The sequence below is a fragment of the Curtobacterium sp. WHRI 8282 genome, assembly GCF_040223925.2.
Taxonomy (GTDB): domain Bacteria; phylum Actinomycetota; class Actinomycetes; order Actinomycetales; family Microbacteriaceae; genus Curtobacterium; species Curtobacterium flaccumfaciens.
In genome coordinates this window covers 730,068-748,303 of sequence record NZ_JBEHCD020000001.1, presented here as the reverse complement: position 1 = coordinate 748,303, position 18,236 = coordinate 730,068, and the positions used below count along the sequence as shown (strand labels likewise).

Genomic DNA, 18,236 nt, shown 5'->3' with positions numbered 1-18,236 from the left:
GTCGGCCTCAGCCGATGTAGGACATGACGTGCTTGATGCGGGTGTAGTCGTCGAAGCCGTACTGGGACAGGTCCTTGCCGTACCCGCTGTGCTTGAACCCGCCGTGCGGCATCTCGGCGACGATCGGGATGTGCGTGTTGATCCACACGCAACCGAAGTCCAGGTCGCGGGCGAAGCGCATCGCACGCGCGTGGTCGGTCGTCCACACCGAGCTCGCCAGGCCGTACTCGACGCCGTTCGCCCACGTCAGGGCCTGCTGTTCCGTCGAGAACCGCTGCACGGTCTGCACGGGGCCGAAGATCTCCTGCTGCACGGCACGGTCGTCCTGGCGCAGGCCGGCGACGATCGTGGCCTCGTGGAAGTACCCGCGGTCACCCTGTCGTGCGCCGCCGAGCTCGATCGTCGCGTGGTAGGGCAGCGTGTCCAGGAACGACTGCACGTGCGCGAGCTGGTTCGCGTTGTTGACGGGGCCGTAGTGACCGTCTGACCCGGTTCTCGCGTTGACGCGTGCCTCTGCTGCGAGCGCTGCGACGAACTCGTCGTGGATGCCCTGTTGCACGAGCAGCCGGGTGGCGGCGGTGCAGTCCTGTCCGGCGTTGAAGAACCCGGCGGCGACGATCCCGGCCACCGCCGAGGGGATGTCGGCGTCGTCGAACACGATCACGGGTGCCTTGCCGCCGAGCTCCAGGTGGGTGCGCTTGAGGTCCCCGGCGGCGGCACGGGCGACTTCCATGCCGGCGCGGACGGACCCGGTGATGGAGACGAGCTGCGGGGTGGGGTGGTCGATCATCGCGGCGCCGGTGGTGCGGTCCCCCACGACGACGTTCAGGACCCCCGGCGGCAGGAACTCGGCGGCGACCTCGGCGAGCAGCAGGGTCGACAGGGGTGTCGTGTCGCTCGGCTTGAGCACGGTGGTGTTCCCCGCGGCGAGCGCCGGCGCGAACTTCCACACCGCCATGTTGAGCGGGTAGTTCCACGGGGTGACCTGGGCGACGACACCGATGGGTTCACGCCGGACGAACGAGGTGTGGTCGGCCAGGTACTCGCCGGCGCTCCGGCCCTCGAGGTTCCTGGCGGCCCCGGCGAAGAAACGGATCTGGTCGACGGAGAGCAGGATCTCGTCCTCGACCAGGGAGGCGCGGGGCTTCCCGGTGTCGAGCGACTCGAGGTCGGCGAACTCCGACGCCCGCTGCTCCATCGCGTCGGCGATCCGGAACAGGGCGAGCTGCCGTTCGCCGGGGGTGGTGCGGCGCCAGGACTCGAACGCGGTAGAGGCCGCACCGAAGGCGGCGTCGACGTCGGCGGGGGTGGACACCGGGGACGTGCCGTAGACGTGCTCGTCGGTCGGGTCGACCAGGTCGAACGTGGTGTCGGCGGTCGACTCGATCGAGGCACCCCCGACGAAGTTCCGCAGGACCCGGGTGTCGGTGTCCGCCGTCGCCGTGCTCTGTGCGTCCAGCATGGCGGTGATACTGACACGGATTCCGACGGCGCGGAAGAAGGATCCGGAGGTTGTGGAGAACCGTAACAACGGAAATCGTCGCGAAACACGGTGTTCACAACGGAATCCCTTGCGCGCCCCGAACCTCGCTGCCATGCTGTCCGGCATGGCGGCAGCACCACGACGTCCGGGACCGATCGACGACACCTCGAAGCGGATCATCGAACAACTCCAGGCGGACGGGCGCCGCCCGTACGGCGAGATCGGCAAGGCCGTCGGTCTCAGTGAAGCGGCGGTCCGACAGCGCGTGCAGAAGCTGACCGAGACCGGCGTCATGCAGATCGTCGCGGTCACCGACCCGATGCAACTGGGCTTCCACCGCCAGGCGATGATCGGCATCCGGGTCAGCGGCGACACCCGAACCGTCGCCGATGCCCTGGAGCAGCTGCCGGCGGTCGACTACCTCGTGATGACCGCCGGCAGCTTCGACCTGATGGTCGAGGTCGTGTGCGAGGACGACGACGACCTGATCGAACTGCTCAACGGCACCATCCGGGCCATCCCGGGCGTCGCCGGCACCGAGACCTTCGTCTACCTGCAACTCCGCAAACAGCTCTACGACTGGGGAACGCGATGACCATCTCCGACCAGAAGACCGAACAGCCCACCCGCCTCGGCTCGTACGACCCGTTCGCACCGGTCGACGACGCCGACCTGCAGCGGAAGTCCCGGGACCACCTGTGGATGCACTTCGCCCGGCACGGTGCGAACCAGGCCGGCGCCGACGTGCCGATCATGGTGCGCGGTGAGGGCCACCACGTCTACGACAGCCACGGCAAGGAGTACATCGACGGGCTGTCCGGCCTGTTCGTCGTCGCCGCCGGGCACGGGCGGAAGCGCCTGGCCGAGATGGCCGCGAAGCAGGCGGAGACGCTGAGCTTCTTCCCGATCTGGTCCTACGCGCACCCCGCGGCGATCGAGCTCGCCGACCGGCTGGCCGAGCACGCCCCCGGTGACCTCAACAAGGTCTTCTACTCCACCGGCGGCGGCGAGGCGGTGGAGACCGCCTTCAAGCTCGCGAAGTACTACTGGAAGCTCCAGGGCAAGCCGATGAAGCACAAGGTGATCTCCCGTGCGGTCGCCTACCACGGCACCCCGCAGGGCGCCCTGGCGATCACCGGCATCCCGGCGATGAAGGAGATGTTCGAGCCCCTGACCCCCGGTGGCTTCCGGGTACCGAACACGAACTCGTACCGCGCCGAGGAGATGGGCTTCCCCGGCGGCACCGAGGAGCAGTTCGGCTTCTGGGCGGCGGAGCGGATCCGCGAGATGATCGAGTTCGAGGGCCCCGACACCGTCGCCGCGGTGTTCCTCGAGCCGGTGCAGAACTCCGGCGGCTGCTTCACCCCGCCGCCCGGGTACTTCCAGCGGGTGCGCGAGATCTGCGACGAGTACGACGTGCTGCTCGTCTCGGACGAGGTCATCTGCGCCTTCGGCCGGATCGGCACGATGTTCGCCTGCGACACCTACGGCTTCGTGCCGGACATGATCACGTGCGCCAAGGCGATGACCTCCGGGTACTCCCCGATCGGCGCGACGATCATCAGCGATCGCCTGTTCGAGCCGTTCTCCAAGGGGGACACGACCTTCTACCACGGCTACACGTTCGGCGGGCACCCGGTGTCGGCCGCCGTCGCGATGGAGAACCTCGACATCTTCGAGGAAGAGGGGCTGCTCGCCAACGTGCAGCAGAACGCCCCGCTCTTCCGCGCCGAGCTCGACACCCTGCTCGACCTGCCGATCGTCGGGGACGTCCGCGGTGACGGTTACTTCTACGGCATCGAGCTCGTCAAGGACAAGGCCACCAAGACGACCTTCGACGACGACGAGTCCGAGCGGCTGCTGCGCGGGTTCCTGTCGAAGGCACTGTTCGACGCGGGGCTGTACTGCCGGGCCGACGACCGCGGTGACCCCGTCGTGCAGCTCGCACCGCCGCTGACCATCGGGCAGCCGGAGTTCCGCGAGATGACGTCGATCCTGCGGAGCGTCCTGTCCGAGGCCTGGACGAAGATCTGACCGTGGGCGGCTACCGGGGCGCCTCGTTCTGGCTCGACCAGCTCGCGTCCACCGGACGCGACGACCTGACGCCCCGGCCGCCGCTCGACGGCGACACGACGGCCGACGTCGTGATCGTGGGCGGTGGACTGACGGGTCTCTGGACCGCGTGGTACCTGCACCGGGCCGACCCGGGCCTCCGGATCGTCGTCCTGGAACGCGAGATCGCCGGCTTCGGCGCGTCCGGTCGGAACGGCGGCTGGTGCTCGGCGCTGTTCCCGCGGTCCGCCTCCGCGATCGCCGAGGAGCACGGGCGCGACGCCGCACTGGCGCTGCGGGCCGCCATGCGCGACACCGTCGACGAGGTCGGCCGCGCCGCGGCCGAAGCCGAGGTCGACTGCGACTACGTGAAGGGCGGAACCGTCCTGTACGCACGCTCCGCCGTGCAGGAACGCGCCGCCCACGACGAGGTCGCGTCCTCCGCGGCATGGGGCGACGACATGACGTGGCGACCCGCTCGAGCGGGCGACGCCGCCGGATCGGCGGGTGTCGCCTGGACCCCGGACTGCGCGCGCGTGCAGCCCGCCGCGTTGGTGCGTGGCCTCGCGGCCGCCCTGGAGGCCCGTGGCGTCCGGATCGCGGAGCACACGCCCGTCTCGTCCTGGGATCGCGGGCGTGTGGTCACGTCGCGCGGCACCGTCACGGCGGGCGCCGTGGTGATCGCGGTCGAGGGGTACGGCGCCCAGCTGGAGCAGACGAAGCGGCGGATCCTGCCGCTGTACTCGCTCATGATCGCGACGGCCCCGCTGCCGGCGTCCGCGTGGGAGCGCATCGGGCTCGAGCACGGGCAGACGTTCTCCGACTACCGGCACCTGCTCGTGTACGGGCAGCGCACGGCCGACGACCGGCTGGCGTTCGGCGGCCGCGGAGCCCGCTACCACTGGGGATCCGCGATCACGCCCGGGTACGACCGGGTACCGCGGGTGTTCGAGCACCTGCGGCGGGCCCTGGTCGATCTGTTCCCCGTCGTCGCGGACGCCCCGGTCACCCACACGTGGGGCGGACCGCTCGGGGTCCCGCGTGACTGGTGCGCCTCGGTGACCTGGGACGGACACGTCGGCAGCGCCGGTGGGTACGTCGGGGACGGCCTGTCGACGACGAACCTGGCCGGACGGACCCTCGCCGACCTCGTGCGCGGCGAGTCGACGGCACTGACCGCACTGCCGTGGGTGAACCACCGATCGCCCGACTGGGAGCCCGAGCCGCTGCGGTTCCTCGGGGCGAACGCGGGACTCGTCGCGACCGACCTTGCCGACCGCGAGGAAGCGCTGACCGGGCGGCCGAGTCTGGCGGCCCGGCTGATGGCACCGCTGACCGGAGGACACTGATGGCTGCTGGTCTCGACGCCGACGTCGTGGTCGTCGGGGCGGGGATCGCCGGGATCGCCGCCGCCCGGGCGCTCGCACTCGGCGGGCAGCGGGTCGTCGTGCTCGAGGCCCGCGACCGGATCGGCGGGCGCACCTGGACCGATTCGTCGCTCGGGGTTCCGGTCGACCTCGGCGCCTCGTGGATCCACGGGGTCGACGGCAACCCGCTCTGGGCCCTGGCGTCGGCGTTCGGCATCGACACCGTGGAGTTCACGGTCGGCAGCTTCCAGTTCGACGGCCGGCCGATCGCGTGGCACGACCCGTCCGGCGCCGCACTCTCCGCCGAGGACACGTCGGCGTTCGTGGCGGACCTGCACACCGTCGACGCGGCCCTCGACGCCGTCGTCGCGCAAGCGCCCCCGCCCTCGACCTACGCGGCCGCCGTCGACACCGTGCTGCGGTCGCTGCAGTGGCAGGGCGACCGGGCCGCACGGGTCCGCGAGTACACGGCCCACCGCTCCGAGGACCTCTGCGGTGCCCCCGTGACCGTCCTCGACGCGCACGGCCTCGACGAGGAGCACGTCCCCGGTGACGAGGTGGTGTTCCCCGGCGGCTACGCCCAGTACGCCCGCGCGCTGGCCGAGGGTCTCGACGTCCGGCTGTCGTCGGTCGTGCGGTCGGTGACCCAGGCCGGCGACTCGGTGACGATGGGGCTCACCGACGGCGCCACCGTGGTGGCACGGCAGGTCGTCGTCACGGTGCCGCTCGGGGTGCTGCAGGCCGGCGACGTGGTCTTCGACCCGCCCCTGTCCGCGCCGGTGACCGGAGCGCTCGACCGGCTCGGGATGGGCACCTACGACAAGGTGTTCCTGCGGTTCCCCTCACGGTTCTGGGGCGACTCGTGGGTGGTCCGGCAGCAGGGGTCCGCCGGGGTCGACTGGCACTCCTGGTACGACATGTCCCGGGTGACCGGTGCGCCGGTGCTCGCCGCCCTGGTCGGTGGTGCCGGAGCCCGTCGACTCGAGACCCTGCCGGACGCCATGGTCGTCGACGAGGGGGTGGTGGCGCTGCGGAAGATGTTCGGCGCGTCCGTCCCCCGGCCCGACGCGTTCCGGATCACCCGGTGGGCCGAGGACCCGTTCTCGCGGGGCTCGTACTCGTACCTGCACGTCGGGGCGTCACCCGACGACCACGACCTGCTCGGCACCCCGTCCGGCCGGGTGCAGCTCGCCGGCGAGGCCACCTGGAGCGACGACCCGGCGACCGTGCACGGTGCGCTGCTGTCCGGGCTGCGGGCAGCCGGGCGGTTGCTCGACACCCAGCTCGAGCCGCTCTCGCTCGCCGACCCGCTGTCCACGCCCTGAGCGCCACACCCCCGCGGGTGTCGGCCCGTGCGACACTCGCTCGGTGACCCCGACGAGGACCCGACCGAGACACGAACACCGGGCACCGGTCGCCGTCGCGGTCCTGGTGAACCTGGCGCTGAGCCTGTTCCTGCCCGACGAGGTGCTGTTCTTCCCGTCATGGGTGGTGCCCGTCCTGGGCGTCCTGCTGCTCGCCCCGCTCATCGTCTTCAACCCGCGGCGTCTGACGCGCGAGACCACCTGGTCACGCTGGCTGTCGTTCGCGCTCGCGGCCCTGCTCACCGTCGCCAGCCAGCTCACCGTCATCCGGACCATCACCGAGCTGCTCGGCGGGCACGCGGACGGTGCGGCCGTGCTGCTCACCGCGCTGCAGGTCTGGGTGAGCACGATCATCGTGTTCGGGCTCGTCTACTGGGAGCTCGACCGCGGGGGTCCGGTGGCACGGCGTCGCCCCGAGCTGTGGGCGGGTGCCGAGGCGGACTTCCAGTTCCCGCAGGAGACCGACCCGAAGACCGCGGACTGGCGGCCGGTCTACCTCGACTACCTCTACGTGGCGATGACGAACATGATGGCGTTCAGCCCGACGGACACGATGCCCATGACCGTCCGGGCGAAGATGATCATGGCCTACCAGGCGCTCAGCGGGTTCATCCTGCTGGCACTGGTCATCTCGCGCGCGGTCAACATCATCAGCTGAAGGCCTTGCGGTAGTTGATCGTGTGATCAACAATGGCGCATGGACGTCGTCACCGCCCCCTCGCTCCCGTCGCCGCTGCACGCCGACACCGGCGCATCCCGCCGGTCCCTCCGCGTCGCCCTCGTGCAGGTGCGGTGGCTCCCCGACCCGGACGAGCACCGGGCCCAGCTCGCCGACGGCATCGCGACCGCCGCAGCGCACGGAGCCACCGCGGTGTTCCTGCCCGAACTGACGCTGCGCCGCTACCCGGGCGACTCCCCGGCGAGCGGGACCCCGAAGGACCTCGCCGAGTCGCTGCAGGACGGTCCGACCGTTGCCTTCGCCCGTGCCCAGGCGATCGAGCACGGGGTGTTCGTGCACGCCTCCCTGTACGAGCGGCCGGACGACGACGACCAGCCCGACGACCCGCGCGGGTACAACACGGCGATCCTCGTCGCGCCCGACGGCACCCTGGTCGGCCGGACCCGGAAGACCCACATCCCGATCAGCGCCGGCTACCACGAGGACACGTACTTCCGCCCGGGGACGGACGACGACGCCTTCCCGGTGTACGAGCCCGCCGGACTCGGCGCGCGCCTCGGGCTGCCGACCTGCTGGGACGAGTGGTTCCCCGAGGTCGCCCGGTCCTACGGCCTCGCCGGGTCCGAGGTGCTCGTGTACCCGACGGCGATCGGCTCCGAACCGACCTTCCCCGACTTCGACACCGCGCCGATCTGGCAGCGGGTGATCGTGGCGAACGGCATCACCGCCGGACAGTTCATGGTCGTGCCGAACCGGTGGGGCGACGAGGGCGACATCACGTTCTACGGCTCGTCCTTCATCTCGGACCCGTTCGGCCGGGTGCTCGTCGAGGCGCCCCGTGACGCGAGCGTGGTGCTCGTCGCCGACCTCGACCTCGACGCCCGGACGGAGTGGCTCCGGCTGTTCCCCTTCTACCTGACCCGGCGACCCGACCTGTACGCCGGGCTCGTCGACCCCGTCGACGAGCAACGCCACGCGTACGGCGCACGCGACGCGATCGACGCGGCCCTGGCCGTGGAACCGGCCACCGCCGGGCGCGAGGCGCGCGCATGACGTGGGTGATGCCTCCCGAGACGGCTCCGCAGGAACGCACCTGGATGGCGTTCCCGCGCCCCGGCCTGACGCTCGGCGACGACGCGGCGAGTGCCGAGGCCGCGCGCACGGCGTGGGCGACCACGGCCAACACGATCAGCGAGCACCAGCCGGTGACCGTCATCGTGGACCCGGTCGCCCGCGCGGATGCCGCTCACCTGCTGTCGTCCGGCGTGGACGTGCTCGAGGCGCCCCTCGACGACTTCTGGATGCGCGACATCGGTCCGACGTTCGTCGTCGACGACGACACCGGGCGACTCGGCGCAGTCGACTGGGTCTTCAACGGCTGGGGGGCGAACCCGTGGTCGACCTGGACGCGTGACGCCGAGGTCGCCGCGACGGTCGCCCGTGCTGCGGGAGCCACACGGAACCCGTCGTTGCTCGTCAACGAGGGCGGGGCGATCCACGTCGACGGCACCGGCACCGTGCTCGTGACGGAGACGGTGCAGCTCGACCCGCGCCGGAACCCGTACGCCGACCGGGAGCGCGTCGAGCTGGAGCTGGCGCGCACGATCGGCGCCACACGGGTGATCTGGCTGCCCCGCGGTCTGACGCGCGACTACGACGGCTTCGGCACCCGGGGGCACGTCGACATGGTGGCGACCTTCGCCGACCCGGGCACGGTCCTGCTGCACGCCCAGCCGGATGCGGGCCACCCGGACCACCTGGTCGTGCCCCAGATCCGGCGTGCGCTCGAGCAGGCGACCGACGCGACGATCATCGAGTTGCCCGCCCCCTCGACGCTGTCGGACGACGGTGGACCGGTGGACTGGAACTACGTGAACCACGTCGTGGTGAACGGTGCCGTGATCGCCTGCGCGTTCGGCGACCCGGTCGCTGACGACCGCGCCAGGGGCATCCTCGCCGAGGCGTACCCGGGCCGACGGGTCCGCTCGATCGACGCGCGACAGGTGTTCGCACGCGGTGGTGGGCTGCACTGCATCACGCAGCAGCAACCGGTGGCCTGAACCACCGCCGCGGTGTACAGCGGGTGCCGATCACCTGTACACCGCGGCCGGTCCGCCCACTGCCGACCCGTCGGTATGGTGCTCCGAACTGATCCGGGCGACGCTGCCCGGCCCCGAAGAGCAGGGAAGTCACATGGCATCACCGATCGCGGTCACCGCGCCGGCAGCACCGGTGCGCGGCGGGTCGCTGAAGCGGAGCCTCGGGCTCTGGGCGATCGTCGGACTCGGCCTCGGCTACATGACCCCGACGGTCGTGTTCGACACCTTCGGCATCGTCTCCGGGCAGACCGACGGCGCGGTGCCGAGCGCGTACCTCATCGCACTCGTCATCATGGCGCTCACCGCGGTCAGCTACGGGAAGATGGTGCGCGTCTACCCCGCGGCCGGTTCCGCGTACACGTACGTCCGGGAGTCGATGCACCCGAACCTCGGCTTCATGGTCGGCTGGGCGTCACTGCTCGACTACCTGCTGCTGCCGATGGTGAACGCCCTGATCATCCGGCTCTACCTGGAGCAGGTGTTCCCGGGGCTGCCCCCGTGGGTGACCGTCGTCGTGTACACGGTGTTCGTGACGACGGTGATCTGCCTGTCGATGCGCGGCACGTCGAACCTCAACATGGTGCTGCTCATCGGTGCGGTCCTGGCGATGATCGCGTTCGTGGTCTTCACCGTGATCGAGCTCACCCACGGTGCCGGTGCGGGCACGATCGTCAGCGCCGAACCCTTCGTCCACGACGGCGTGACGATGTCGGCCCTGCTCACCGGGGCGACGGTGGTGTGCTTCTCGTTCATCGGCTTCGACGCGGTGACGATGTACACGGAAGAGGCGAAGTCGATCCGCATCATGCCGAAGGCGATCATGCTGACCGTTCTGCTCGGCGGCGCGATCTTCCTGGTCTCCGCCTACTTCGCCCAGCTCCGCTTCCCCACCAACGCGCCGTTCGGCGAGTTCACCGACGACCCGCTCCCCCAGATCGGCCTGCTCGTCGGCGGCCCGGTGTTCCAGGCGGTCCTGGTGTCGGCCGGGTTCGTCGCCGCACTCGCCTCGGGTCTCGCGTCGCACGCCAGCGTCGCCCGCATGCTCATGGTGATGGGCCGGAACAACGTGCTGCCGAAGCGGGTCTTCGGCTACGTGCACCCCCGTACGCACACCCCGGTGTTCAACGTGGTCTTCGTCGGCGCGGTCACCCTGCTGGCGATGAGCTTCTCGCTCGACACGATCGCGGCCTACATCAACTTCGGCGCGCTCATCGCGTTCACCTTCGTCAACGCCACCGTGATCGTGCACTTCGCGATCCGGAACGGACGCCGTCACACGGCGGGCGACCGCTGGCGCTACATCGTGCTGCCGGGGGTCGCGATGCTCCTGACCGGGGTGCTCTGGTCGCAGCTCCATGCCGACGCCCTGATCGCAGGAGGAGTGTGGGCGGCGATCGGGTTCGTCTACCTGCTCGTCATCACCAAGGGCTTCCGGGTCGCACCGAAGGGCTTCGACGAGAACCAGCCCGTCACCGGTGTGAACAAGCAGCTGACCGACCAGGCCTGACCGCCACCACGAGAGGACGCCATGTACGCCGTCACCGACCCCACCACGGGCACGACCCTCGAGACCTACCCGACCATCACGGACGCGGAGCTGCACGACGCCGTCGCAGCCGCCGACCGCACCCACACCGAGTGGTCACGGACGACGACGGTCGCCGACCGCGCGGCCCTGCTCCACCGGGTCGCGGACCTGTACCGGGAGCGGCACGCCGAGCTCGCCGCCACGATCGTGCGCGAGATGGCGAAGCCGATCGACCAGGCGGAGGGCGAGGTCGACTTCTGCGCCGACATCTACGACTACTACGCGGACCACGCCGAGGCGTTCCTGGCCGACCAGCCGATCACCCTGGCTGACGGGTCCGAGGGGTCCGCGTTCATCCGCAAGGCCTCCATCGGCGTCGTGCTCGGCATCATGCCCTGGAACTTCCCCGCCTACCAGATCGCCCGGTTCGCCGGACCGAACCTGGTCATCGGCAACACCGTGCTGCTCAAGCACGCACCGCAGTGCCCGGAGTCCGCCCTGGCCATCGAGCGGATCTTCCACGATGCCGGCTTCCCGGACGGCGCCTACACGAACGTGTTCGCGACGAACGACCAGGTCGCCGACGTCATCGCCGACCCGCGCGTGCAGGGCGTCTCGCTCACCGGTTCGGCGCGCGCCGGTGCCGCGGTCGCCGAGATCGCCGGCCGGAACCTGACGAAGGTGGTGCTCGAACTCGGCGGCTCCGACCCCTTCATCGTGCTGTCCACCGACGACCTGGACGCCGTCGTCGAGTCCGCAGTCACCACCCGGCTCGAAGGCAACGGCCAGGTCTGCAACGCCCCGAAGCGGTTCCTGGTGGTCGACGGCCTGTACGACGAGTTCCTGGCGAAGTTCACCGCGGCGATGTCGGCGGTCGAACCGACCGATCCGAGCGTGCCCGGTGCCGAACTCGGTCCGTTGTCGTCCCCGGCCGCGGCCGACCGGCTGCAGGAACAGCTCGCTGCCGCCGTCGAGCAGGGTGCGACCGTCGTCACGGGCGGCGACCGCCAGGGCAACGCCTTCCTGCCGACGATCCTGACCGACGTCACACCGGACAACGACGCCTACCGCGAGGAGTTCTTCGGCCCCGTCGCCGCCGTGTACCGCGTCGCCGACGAGGACGAGGCGATCGCCCTGGCCAACGACACCCCGTACGGCCTCGGTTCGTACCTGTTCACGACCGACGCCGACCAGGCGCTCCGGGTCGCCGACCGGATCGAGGCCGGCATGGTCTACGTGAACATCGTCGGCGCGGACAGCCCGGAGCTGCCGTTCGGTGGCGTCAGGGGCAGCGGCTTCGGCCGCGAGCTCGGGCCCCTGGGGGCCGACGAGTTCGTGAACAAGAAGCTGATCCGCATCGGCTGACCGACGCGGAGACGCCGGCGTCTCCGCGAGACGCCGCCGAATCCGGCGGCGTCTCGCTGACGTGACTGCGTCCGATCAAGACGCCGGTGTGTTGCAGCCGGCCCCACGACGGACGGGAGGCGCGGTGCCAGCTGGCACCGCGCCTCCCGTCCGTCCGTGGGTCGCCGCTACTGCTGCGGGTCGGCGGGCTCGCCGCCGGAGTCCGTGTCGCTGTCCTGCTGCGGGTCCTCCGTCGCGTCGCCCGTGGGCGACCCGTCCGGCAGGTCCTCGGTGTACTGCTCCTGGTCCTTGGTGGGTTCGCTCGACCCGTTCGCTGCGTCACTCATGGCCCGGACGGTACGCGTCGGCGCCTGGACGGGGCACCCAGCCGTAACCCGCCGAGGTGATTACCGTGCCGCAGTGGGCTGTGGAACGACCGCCAGGATCTCCTCGGCGACCTCGCGCCCGATGCGCACGGCACCGTCGACGTGCTGGTAGCCCTGCCCGGCCAGGTCGCTCGAGGCGAACCGGATCGGACCGACCGCGGCGCGCTGGTCGGCGCCGTAGCGGACGAGCCCGCCCAGGTCGAAGCTCGCCGCGTAGGCGCCGCGCGTCCACTCCTCGGTGCCCCAGTCGCTCTCGTAGTAGACGACGGGCGACAGGGCCCCGTCGCCGTAGTAGTGCGCCAGCGAGGCGAGCACCCGGGCCCGGCGTTCCTCGGTCGACAGCGCGAACAGGTCGTCCGCGTGCTGGTCGGAGACGAACCCGACCAGGGTCCCCTGCTCCGAACCGTGCGAGGTGTTGTCGTACGCCTCGTGAACGACCTCGTACGGGCTGAACGCGGTGCCGGACAGGCCCGCCGCACGCCAGAAGGGACGGTCGTAGACGGCGTGCACCTTGATCACGAAGCCCATCGACAGGTGCTGGTGCAGCTGGTGCTGGCGTCGGGGCAGCGGCGGCTCGTACGAGATCCGCGAGTACAGGGGCGGTGGGACCGCGACGAGTGCCTGTCGGGCGTGCACCTCGATGCCGCCGTCGGCGAGCGCGACGACCCCGTCGTCACCCCACCGCAGCGTCCGGACCGGCGCGTTCAGGTGCACGTCGTCGCCGAGGCGCTCGGCGAGCCGCTCGGACACCTGCTGCATGCCGCCGACGACCCGCTTGTCGAGGATGAAGTCGGCGTCGACCAGGTTGGTGAAGCTCCCGGCGGACGCCGCCATCAGCAGGGCCTGCAGCGCCGAGAACGCGTGCGCGGGCTTCGTGAGCATCGCGCCGGCGATGAACAGCTCGACGTTGTCGGTCGCGACCCGGTCCGGGCTGAGGTCGTGCAGCCAGGCGCGGAACGAGACCTCGTCGAGCGCGGCCGCGTCCCGGGTCTCCCAGGGGCGGGCCGGGTCGACCTTCGCGACGTACTCGTCGACGACGGCGACGAGCCGTTCGATCTCGTTCGCCGTGGCCTCGGGCAGGGGGAAGATGTCGCCGGTGTACTCGGTCCGGGTGCCGTCGGCGTCGACGTAGACGCTGGAGCCCTCGCGGTACCGGTCGTAGGTCTGCAGGCCGAGCTCGTCGAGGGTCTCGAGCAGTGCGGTCTGGTCGGGCGAGACCCACTGCCCGCCGATCTCCAGGGTCACCCCGTCGATGTCGTTCGTCCAGGTGCGGCCCCCCACGCGGTCGCGGGCCTCGAGCACGGCGACCCGCAGGCCGGCGGCCCGCAGGCGGTTCGCGGCGGTGAGACCGGCGACACCGGCTCCGATGACGACGACGTCCTTCTCGATCATCGAGCTGCTCCCTGTGCGGTCGTGGTGCTGTCGGTGTGCCGGAACGGGTCCGGGGTGAGCGTGTACATGGTCTCGAGGTACTCGGCGATGCCCTCGCCGCCGCCCTCGCGACCGAGGCCGGACTGCTTCACGCCGCCGAACGGGGCCGAGGCGTTCGACACGACCCCGGTGTTCAGCCCCAGCATGCCGGTCTCGAGCCGCTCCATCAGGCGCTGCCCGCGTGCCGGGTCCTCGGTGAACGCGTATCCGACCAGACCGTACTCGGTGTCGTTCGCGGCGGCCACGGCCTCGTCCTCGGAGCGGAACGTGCGGATGGCGAGCACCGGCCCGAAGATCTCGTCGTCGAGGATCGCGCTGCCGGGTCGCACGTCGGTCAGGACGGTCGGTGCGTAGAAGGTGCCGGGCCCGTCGACCGGGTGTCCGCCGGTCCGGAGCGTCGCCCCGCGCTCGACCGCGTCGGTGACCAGGCGGTGCGCCTTGTCCACGGCTCGGGCGTCGATGAGCGGCCCGATGGCCACGCCGTCCTCGGTCCCCCGGCCGACCCGCATCGCGGCGACCCGCTCGGTGACCCGGCGGGTGAACTCGTCGGCGACGTCCTCGTGCACCAGGAACCGGTTCGCGGCGGTGCAGGCCTGGCCGGTGTTCCGGAACTTCGCGGCGAGCGCGCCCTCCACCGCCAGGTCGAGGTCGGCGTCGGCGAACACCAGGAACGGGGCGTTGCCGCCGAGTTCCATGCTCGTCCGGAGCACGTTCTGTGCCGCCTGGCCGAGCAGTGTGCGTCCGACCGGCGTGGAACCGGTGAAGGACAGCTTGCGCAGGCGCCGGTCGGCGATCACGGGTGCGGAGACGTCGGCGGCCCGGGTGGTCGGGACGACGTTGACGACGCCGGCGGGCACACCGGCCTCGACGAGCAGGTCGGCGAACAGCAGGGTGGTCAGCGGCGTCAGTTCGGCCGGCTTCACGACGACGGTGCAGCCTGCGGCGAGCGCCGGTGCGATCTTGCGGGTCGCCATCGCCAACGGGAAGTTCCACGGCGTGATCAGGAACGCGGGTCCGACGGGCTTGTGCGAGACGGTGGCGCGGCCGGTCCCCTCGGGGTTGGTGCCGTACGAACCACCGATCCGGACCGCTTCCTCGGAGAACCAGCGGAGGAACTCGCCGCCGTACGCGACCTCGCCGCGAGATTCGGCCAGGGGCTTGCCCATCTCCAGCGTCATCAGGAGCGCGAACTCCTCGCGTCGCTCCTGCAGCAGGTCGAAGGCGCGGCGCAACACCTCGGCGCGCTGCCGCGGGGGCGTGGTCGCCCAGCCGTGCCGTGCGGCGACGGCGGCGTCGAGCGCCTTCCGGCCGTCCTCGGGCGAGGCGTCGGCGATGTGCAGGAGTGTTTCGCCGGTCGCAGGGTCGACGACGGCGAAGGTACCGCCGTCGGCCGCCGGCTGCCAGACACCGTCGACCAGGAGGCCCGTGGGGACGCGGTCGAGCACCGCCTGTTCGGCGGCTGGTCCGGTGGCGTCGGGGACGCTGGGCCACGCTGTGGCGGGGATCGTGGCGCTCACGACGCGGCCAGCCCGTCGAGGACGACGGTCAGGCCGTCGCGGAGCAGGTCGTCGTCGATCGACAGCGGCGGCAGGAAGCGCACGACGTTGCCGTACGTGCCGGCCGTGAGGGCGATGACGCCGTGCTCGAACGCGTGCTGCACCACCCGTCCGGTGAGCCCGGGGTCGGGATCACCGGTGGCCGGGTCGACGAGCTCCATCGCGACCATCGCACCGCGGCCGCGGACGTCGCCGATGCGGGGGTCGTCGGACTGCGCGCTGCGCAGGGCGTCGAGCAGGACCGTGCCGATCGCCCCGGCGCGCTCGACGAGTCCGTCGTGCTCGAAGGCGTCGATGGCCGCGAGGGCTGCGGCGCAGGCGATCGGGTTGCCGCCGTACGTCCCGCCGAGGCCGCCGACGTGGGCGGAGTCCATGATCGCCGCACGCCCGGTCACACCTGACAAGGGGAGTCCGCCGGCCATGCCCTTCGCGGTCGTGACGACGTCGGGCACGATCCCCTCGTGCTCGCTGGCGAACATCGCGCCGGTGCGGGCGAACCCGGTCTGCACCTCGTCGGCGATGAACACGACGCCGTTCGCGGTGGCCCACTCGGACAGTGCGGTGAGGAACCCCGGTGCCGGGACGACGAAGCCGCCCTCGCCCTGGATCGGTTCGATCAGGACCGCGGCGGTGTTCAGAGCGCCGACCTGCTTCTCGATCTGGCTGATCGCACGCTTCGCCGCCTCGGGCCCCGACAGCCCGTCGTGGAACGGGTACGACATCGGGACGCGGTAGACCTCGGGTGCGAACGGTCCGAAGCCGTTCTTGTAGGGCTGGTTCTTCGCGGTCAGCGCCATCGTCAGGTTCGTGCGGCCGTGGTATGCGTGGTCGAAGACGACGACGGCCTGCCGACCGGTGTGCTTCCGGGCGATCTTGACGGCGTTCTCGACGGCCTCGGCCCCGGAGTTGAACAGCGCCGTCCGCTTCTCGTGGTCGCCGGGGGTCAGACGGTTGAGTGCCTCGGCGACGGCGACGTACCCGTCGTAGGCGGCGATGGTGAAGCACGTGTGCGTGAAGGCGGCGACCTGCTCGGTGACCGCAGCGACCACACCGGGGTGGGCGTTGCCGACCGACGTCACGGCGATCCCGGACCCGAGGTCGACGAACGAGTTGCCGTCGGCGTCGACCACGACGCCGCCACCGGCCGCGACGACGGCGATGGGCACGGCGACGCCGACCCCGGCCGCGACGGCACCGGCCTTCCGGGCGAGCAGCTCCTGCGATCGCGGGCCGGGGACGGCGGTGACGAGCCGTCGTTCCTGGGGCAGTGAGGGGCCGCCGGTGGTCGCTCGGGTCGCGGACGCTGCGGTGGAGGACATGCCGCGATGGTAGGAGCCACCACCGCGCACTCGTACTGTCCACGGCGTACATCGGCCCCCGGCCAGATCGACCCGGTGGATAGGGTGACCGCATGCCCGCAACGCTGCGCTCCCTGCTGCACCGGCGTGAACTCCACCTGCGCCCGCTCACCGACGCGGACGAGCACGCCCTCGATGCCCCGCTGTCCTGGCTGCACAGCTCGGACCTCGAGGACCCGACGCCGTTCCTCGCCGAGGGACAGGGACTGCTCACGACCGGCACGCAGTTCGGCGCCGAGGCCGAGGTGCGCGACGACGTCGCCGAGGCCTACGTCCGGCGGCTCGTGGACGGCGGTGTCGTGGCGCTCGGGTTCGGCACCGAGGTGGTCCGGGCCGGCACCCCCGATGCCCTGGTCGCCGCCTGCACCCGGAACGGACTGCCGCTGTTCGAGGTGCCCTACGAGACCTCCTTCATCGCGGTCGCGCAGGCCAACGCCGAAGCGGTCGCGCGGGACGCCAACGCACGCGGTGCCTGGGCCCTCGCCGCGCAACGGGCCATCTCGCTCGCCGCGATGCGACCGGACGGACTCGGCGCGACCATCGCCGAGCTGTCCCGGCAGCTCGACGGGTGGGTCGGCCTGTTCGACGTCTCCGGGCGGCTCGACCGCGGACACCCCGCCGACGGGCTGCCCGCTGCCGACCTCGACCTCCTGCGGACCGAGGCGCTGCGGCTGCTGCGCTCCGGGCAGCGAGCGAGCCTGCCGGTCGCCACGGACCGGGGCGTCGGGTACACCCTGCAGACGCTCGGCAGCGGCGGGCACCTGAGCGGCGTCCTCGCGATCGCGAACGGCGGAGCCCTCGACCGGGCCGGACGCGAGGTCGTCACGGCCGTGATCGCCCTGGCCGGCCTCGCCCTGCAGCAGAACCGTGAGCTCGCCCGTGCCCGCGGACTCCTGCGCACCGGACTCCTCACGATGCTGTCCGTCGGCGAACCCGAGGTGGTGCAGGCGACGTCACGCGAGGTGTGGGGGCCGCTGCCCGCCGAACCCGTCCGGATCGCGGCCGTCGACGTCCCCGACCACGACCTCGACACCGTGGTGGACCTGCTCGAACTGTGGGTGCAGGACCGTCCGGGGCACCTGTTCTTCGCGGTCGACGACGCCCTGTTCCTCTGCGTGAACGCGGACGACACCGGGATCGTCGGTGAACTCGTCGACCGCTTCGACCTGCGCGCCGGCCTGTCCGACGGCGCCGCGTACCGGTCGTTCGGACGCGCCCGCACCGAGGCCGTGCAGGCACTCGACCGACGCCGTGAAGGACGCCCGGGCACCACCGAGTTCGGCGATCTCGCCCGAGAGGGGGTGCTCGCCCACCTCGCCCACGTCGACGTGGACGCCGGTGCCGTCGCCCGCGCGTTCCTCGCCCCGCTGCTCGACCACGACCGCACGGCCGGCACCGAGCTCACGGGCACCGTCCGGACCTGGCTGCAGGAGAACTGCGAGTACGACCGCACCGCACGGGTCCTCGGCATCCACCGGCACACCGCCCGCGCCCGGGTGGAGCACGCCGGTCGGCTCCTCGACCGTGACCTCTCCGTCTTCTCGACCCGGGCCGACCTCTGGGCAGCCTTCGTGGTCGACGGCGCGTGA

15 protein-coding genes are annotated in these 18,236 nt (G+C 71.4%); 10 read left to right on the top strand and 5 right to left on the bottom strand.

Annotation, left to right across the window (positions count from 1 at the left end; all coding sequences use genetic code 11):
• Nucleotides 1-7: 7 nt before the first annotated feature.
• Nucleotides 8-1,462, bottom strand: a complete 1,455-nt coding sequence (locus tag ABRP24_RS03685) for a gamma-aminobutyraldehyde dehydrogenase (protein WP_349847593.1) — start codon at nt 1,460-1,462, stop codon at nt 8-10.
• 133 nt (nt 1,463-1,595) lie between these two features.
• Here ABRP24_RS03685 and ABRP24_RS03680 point away from each other — a divergent pair, with 133 nt between their 5' ends.
• The 9 genes from ABRP24_RS03680 to ABRP24_RS03640 all read left to right on the top strand — a co-directional run bounded on the left by ABRP24_RS03680 (nt 1,596) and on the right by ABRP24_RS03640 (nt 11,937).
• Entirely contained in the window at nt 1,596-2,078 is a 483-nt protein-coding gene (locus ABRP24_RS03680) for an Lrp/AsnC family transcriptional regulator (protein ID WP_035809531.1), read from the top strand.
• The gene (locus ABRP24_RS03675) at nt 2,075-3,517 is read left to right on the top strand and encodes an aspartate aminotransferase family protein (RefSeq protein WP_083404460.1); all 1,443 of its coding nucleotides are present in this window, start codon (nt 2,075-2,077) and stop codon (nt 3,515-3,517) included. Before ABRP24_RS03680 ends, ABRP24_RS03675 begins: the two co-directional genes overlap by 4 nt.
• Before the next feature lie 2 nt (nt 3,518-3,519).
• Nucleotides 3,520-4,884: an FAD-binding oxidoreductase gene (locus ABRP24_RS03670; RefSeq protein ID WP_301624124.1), complete on the top strand. Its 1,365-nt coding sequence runs from the start codon at nt 3,520-3,522 to the stop codon at nt 4,882-4,884.
• A complete protein-coding gene (locus ABRP24_RS03665) occupies nt 4,884-6,227 on the top strand; it encodes an NAD(P)/FAD-dependent oxidoreductase (RefSeq protein WP_301628871.1) in 1,344 nt (447 codons plus the stop codon). The genes ABRP24_RS03670 and ABRP24_RS03665 overlap by 1 nt, the downstream gene beginning before the upstream one ends.
• Before the next feature lie 43 nt (nt 6,228-6,270).
• Nucleotides 6,271-6,924, top strand: coding sequence for a DUF1345 domain-containing protein (locus tag ABRP24_RS03660; RefSeq protein ID WP_173032549.1), 654 nt, complete (start codon nt 6,271-6,273; stop codon nt 6,922-6,924).
• Nucleotides 6,925-6,963: 39 nt separating this feature from the next.
• Nucleotides 6,964-7,998 carry a nitrilase-related carbon-nitrogen hydrolase gene (locus tag ABRP24_RS03655; RefSeq protein WP_301628869.1) on the top strand — a complete coding sequence of 345 codons (1,035 nt, stop codon included), beginning with the start codon at nt 6,964-6,966 and terminating at the stop codon, nt 7,996-7,998.
• Nucleotides 7,995-9,005 carry an agmatine/peptidylarginine deiminase gene (locus tag ABRP24_RS03650; RefSeq protein ID WP_301600464.1) on the top strand — a complete coding sequence of 337 codons (1,011 nt, stop codon included), beginning with the start codon at nt 7,995-7,997 and terminating at the stop codon, nt 9,003-9,005. Before ABRP24_RS03655 ends, ABRP24_RS03650 begins: the two co-directional genes overlap by 4 nt.
• Nucleotides 9,006-9,138: 133 nt before the next feature.
• Entirely contained in the window at nt 9,139-10,551 is a 1,413-nt protein-coding gene (locus ABRP24_RS03645) for an APC family permease (protein WP_301600465.1), read from the top strand.
• Between the two features lie 21 nt (nt 10,552-10,572).
• Nucleotides 10,573-11,937: an NAD-dependent succinate-semialdehyde dehydrogenase gene (locus tag ABRP24_RS03640; protein WP_301597351.1), complete on the top strand. Its 1,365-nt coding sequence runs from the start codon at nt 10,573-10,575 to the stop codon at nt 11,935-11,937.
• A 167-nt stretch (nt 11,938-12,104) separates the two neighbouring features.
• On the opposite strand, the gene ABRP24_RS03635 is transcribed toward ABRP24_RS03640, so the two are convergent.
• From ABRP24_RS03635 to gabT, 4 genes are all read right to left on the bottom strand, one after another.
• On the bottom strand, nt 12,105-12,263 hold the full coding sequence (locus ABRP24_RS03635; RefSeq protein WP_301600466.1) for a hypothetical protein: 159 nt from the start codon (nt 12,261-12,263) through the stop codon (nt 12,105-12,107).
• 60 nt (nt 12,264-12,323) lie between these two features.
• On the bottom strand, nt 12,324-13,694 hold the full coding sequence (locus tag ABRP24_RS03630; protein ID WP_301600467.1) for an NAD(P)/FAD-dependent oxidoreductase: 1,371 nt from the start codon (nt 13,692-13,694) through the stop codon (nt 12,324-12,326).
• Complete coding sequence (locus ABRP24_RS03625; RefSeq protein ID WP_371836728.1) at nt 13,691-15,178, bottom strand: NAD-dependent succinate-semialdehyde dehydrogenase; 1,488 nt, start codon at nt 15,176-15,178, stop codon at nt 13,691-13,693. The genes ABRP24_RS03630 and ABRP24_RS03625 overlap by 4 nt, the downstream gene beginning before the upstream one ends.
• 68 nt (nt 15,179-15,246) lie before the next feature.
• Nucleotides 15,247-16,608, bottom strand: coding sequence for a 4-aminobutyrate--2-oxoglutarate transaminase (gene gabT, locus ABRP24_RS03620; protein ID WP_301600468.1), 1,362 nt, complete (start codon nt 16,606-16,608; stop codon nt 15,247-15,249).
• Nucleotides 16,609-16,700: 92 nt separating this feature from the next.
• Between gabT and ABRP24_RS03615 the strand changes: the two genes are divergently transcribed.
• On the top strand, nt 16,701-18,236 hold the full coding sequence (locus ABRP24_RS03615) for a PucR family transcriptional regulator (protein ID WP_301600469.1): 1,536 nt from the start codon (nt 16,701-16,703) through the stop codon (nt 18,234-18,236).

Coding starts and splice junctions, on each gene's coding strand:
- ABRP24_RS03685 (WP_349847593.1), bottom strand. CDS start 1,462: ATGCTGGACGCACAGAGCACGGCGACGGCGGACACCGACACCCGGGTC.
- ABRP24_RS03680 (WP_035809531.1), top strand. CDS start 1,596: ATGCTGTCCGGCATGGCGGCAGCACCACGACGTCCGGGACCGATCGAC.
- ABRP24_RS03675 (WP_083404460.1), top strand. CDS start 2,075: ATGACCATCTCCGACCAGAAGACCGAACAGCCCACCCGCCTCGGCTCG.
- ABRP24_RS03665 (WP_301628871.1), top strand. CDS start 4,884: ATGGCTGCTGGTCTCGACGCCGACGTCGTGGTCGTCGGGGCGGGGATC.
- ABRP24_RS03655 (WP_301628869.1), top strand. CDS start 6,964: ATGGACGTCGTCACCGCCCCCTCGCTCCCGTCGCCGCTGCACGCCGAC.
- ABRP24_RS03650 (WP_301600464.1), top strand. CDS start 7,995: ATGACGTGGGTGATGCCTCCCGAGACGGCTCCGCAGGAACGCACCTGG.
- ABRP24_RS03645 (WP_301600465.1), top strand. CDS start 9,139: ATGGCATCACCGATCGCGGTCACCGCGCCGGCAGCACCGGTGCGCGGC.
- ABRP24_RS03640 (WP_301597351.1), top strand. CDS start 10,573: ATGTACGCCGTCACCGACCCCACCACGGGCACGACCCTCGAGACCTAC.
- ABRP24_RS03635 (WP_301600466.1), bottom strand. CDS start 12,263: ATGAGTGACGCAGCGAACGGGTCGAGCGAACCCACCAAGGACCAGGAG.
- ABRP24_RS03630 (WP_301600467.1), bottom strand. CDS start 13,694: ATGATCGAGAAGGACGTCGTCGTCATCGGAGCCGGTGTCGCCGGTCTC.
- gabT (WP_301600468.1), bottom strand. CDS start 16,608: ATGTCCTCCACCGCAGCGTCCGCGACCCGAGCGACCACCGGCGGCCCC.
- ABRP24_RS03615 (WP_301600469.1), top strand. CDS start 16,701: ATGCCCGCAACGCTGCGCTCCCTGCTGCACCGGCGTGAACTCCACCTG.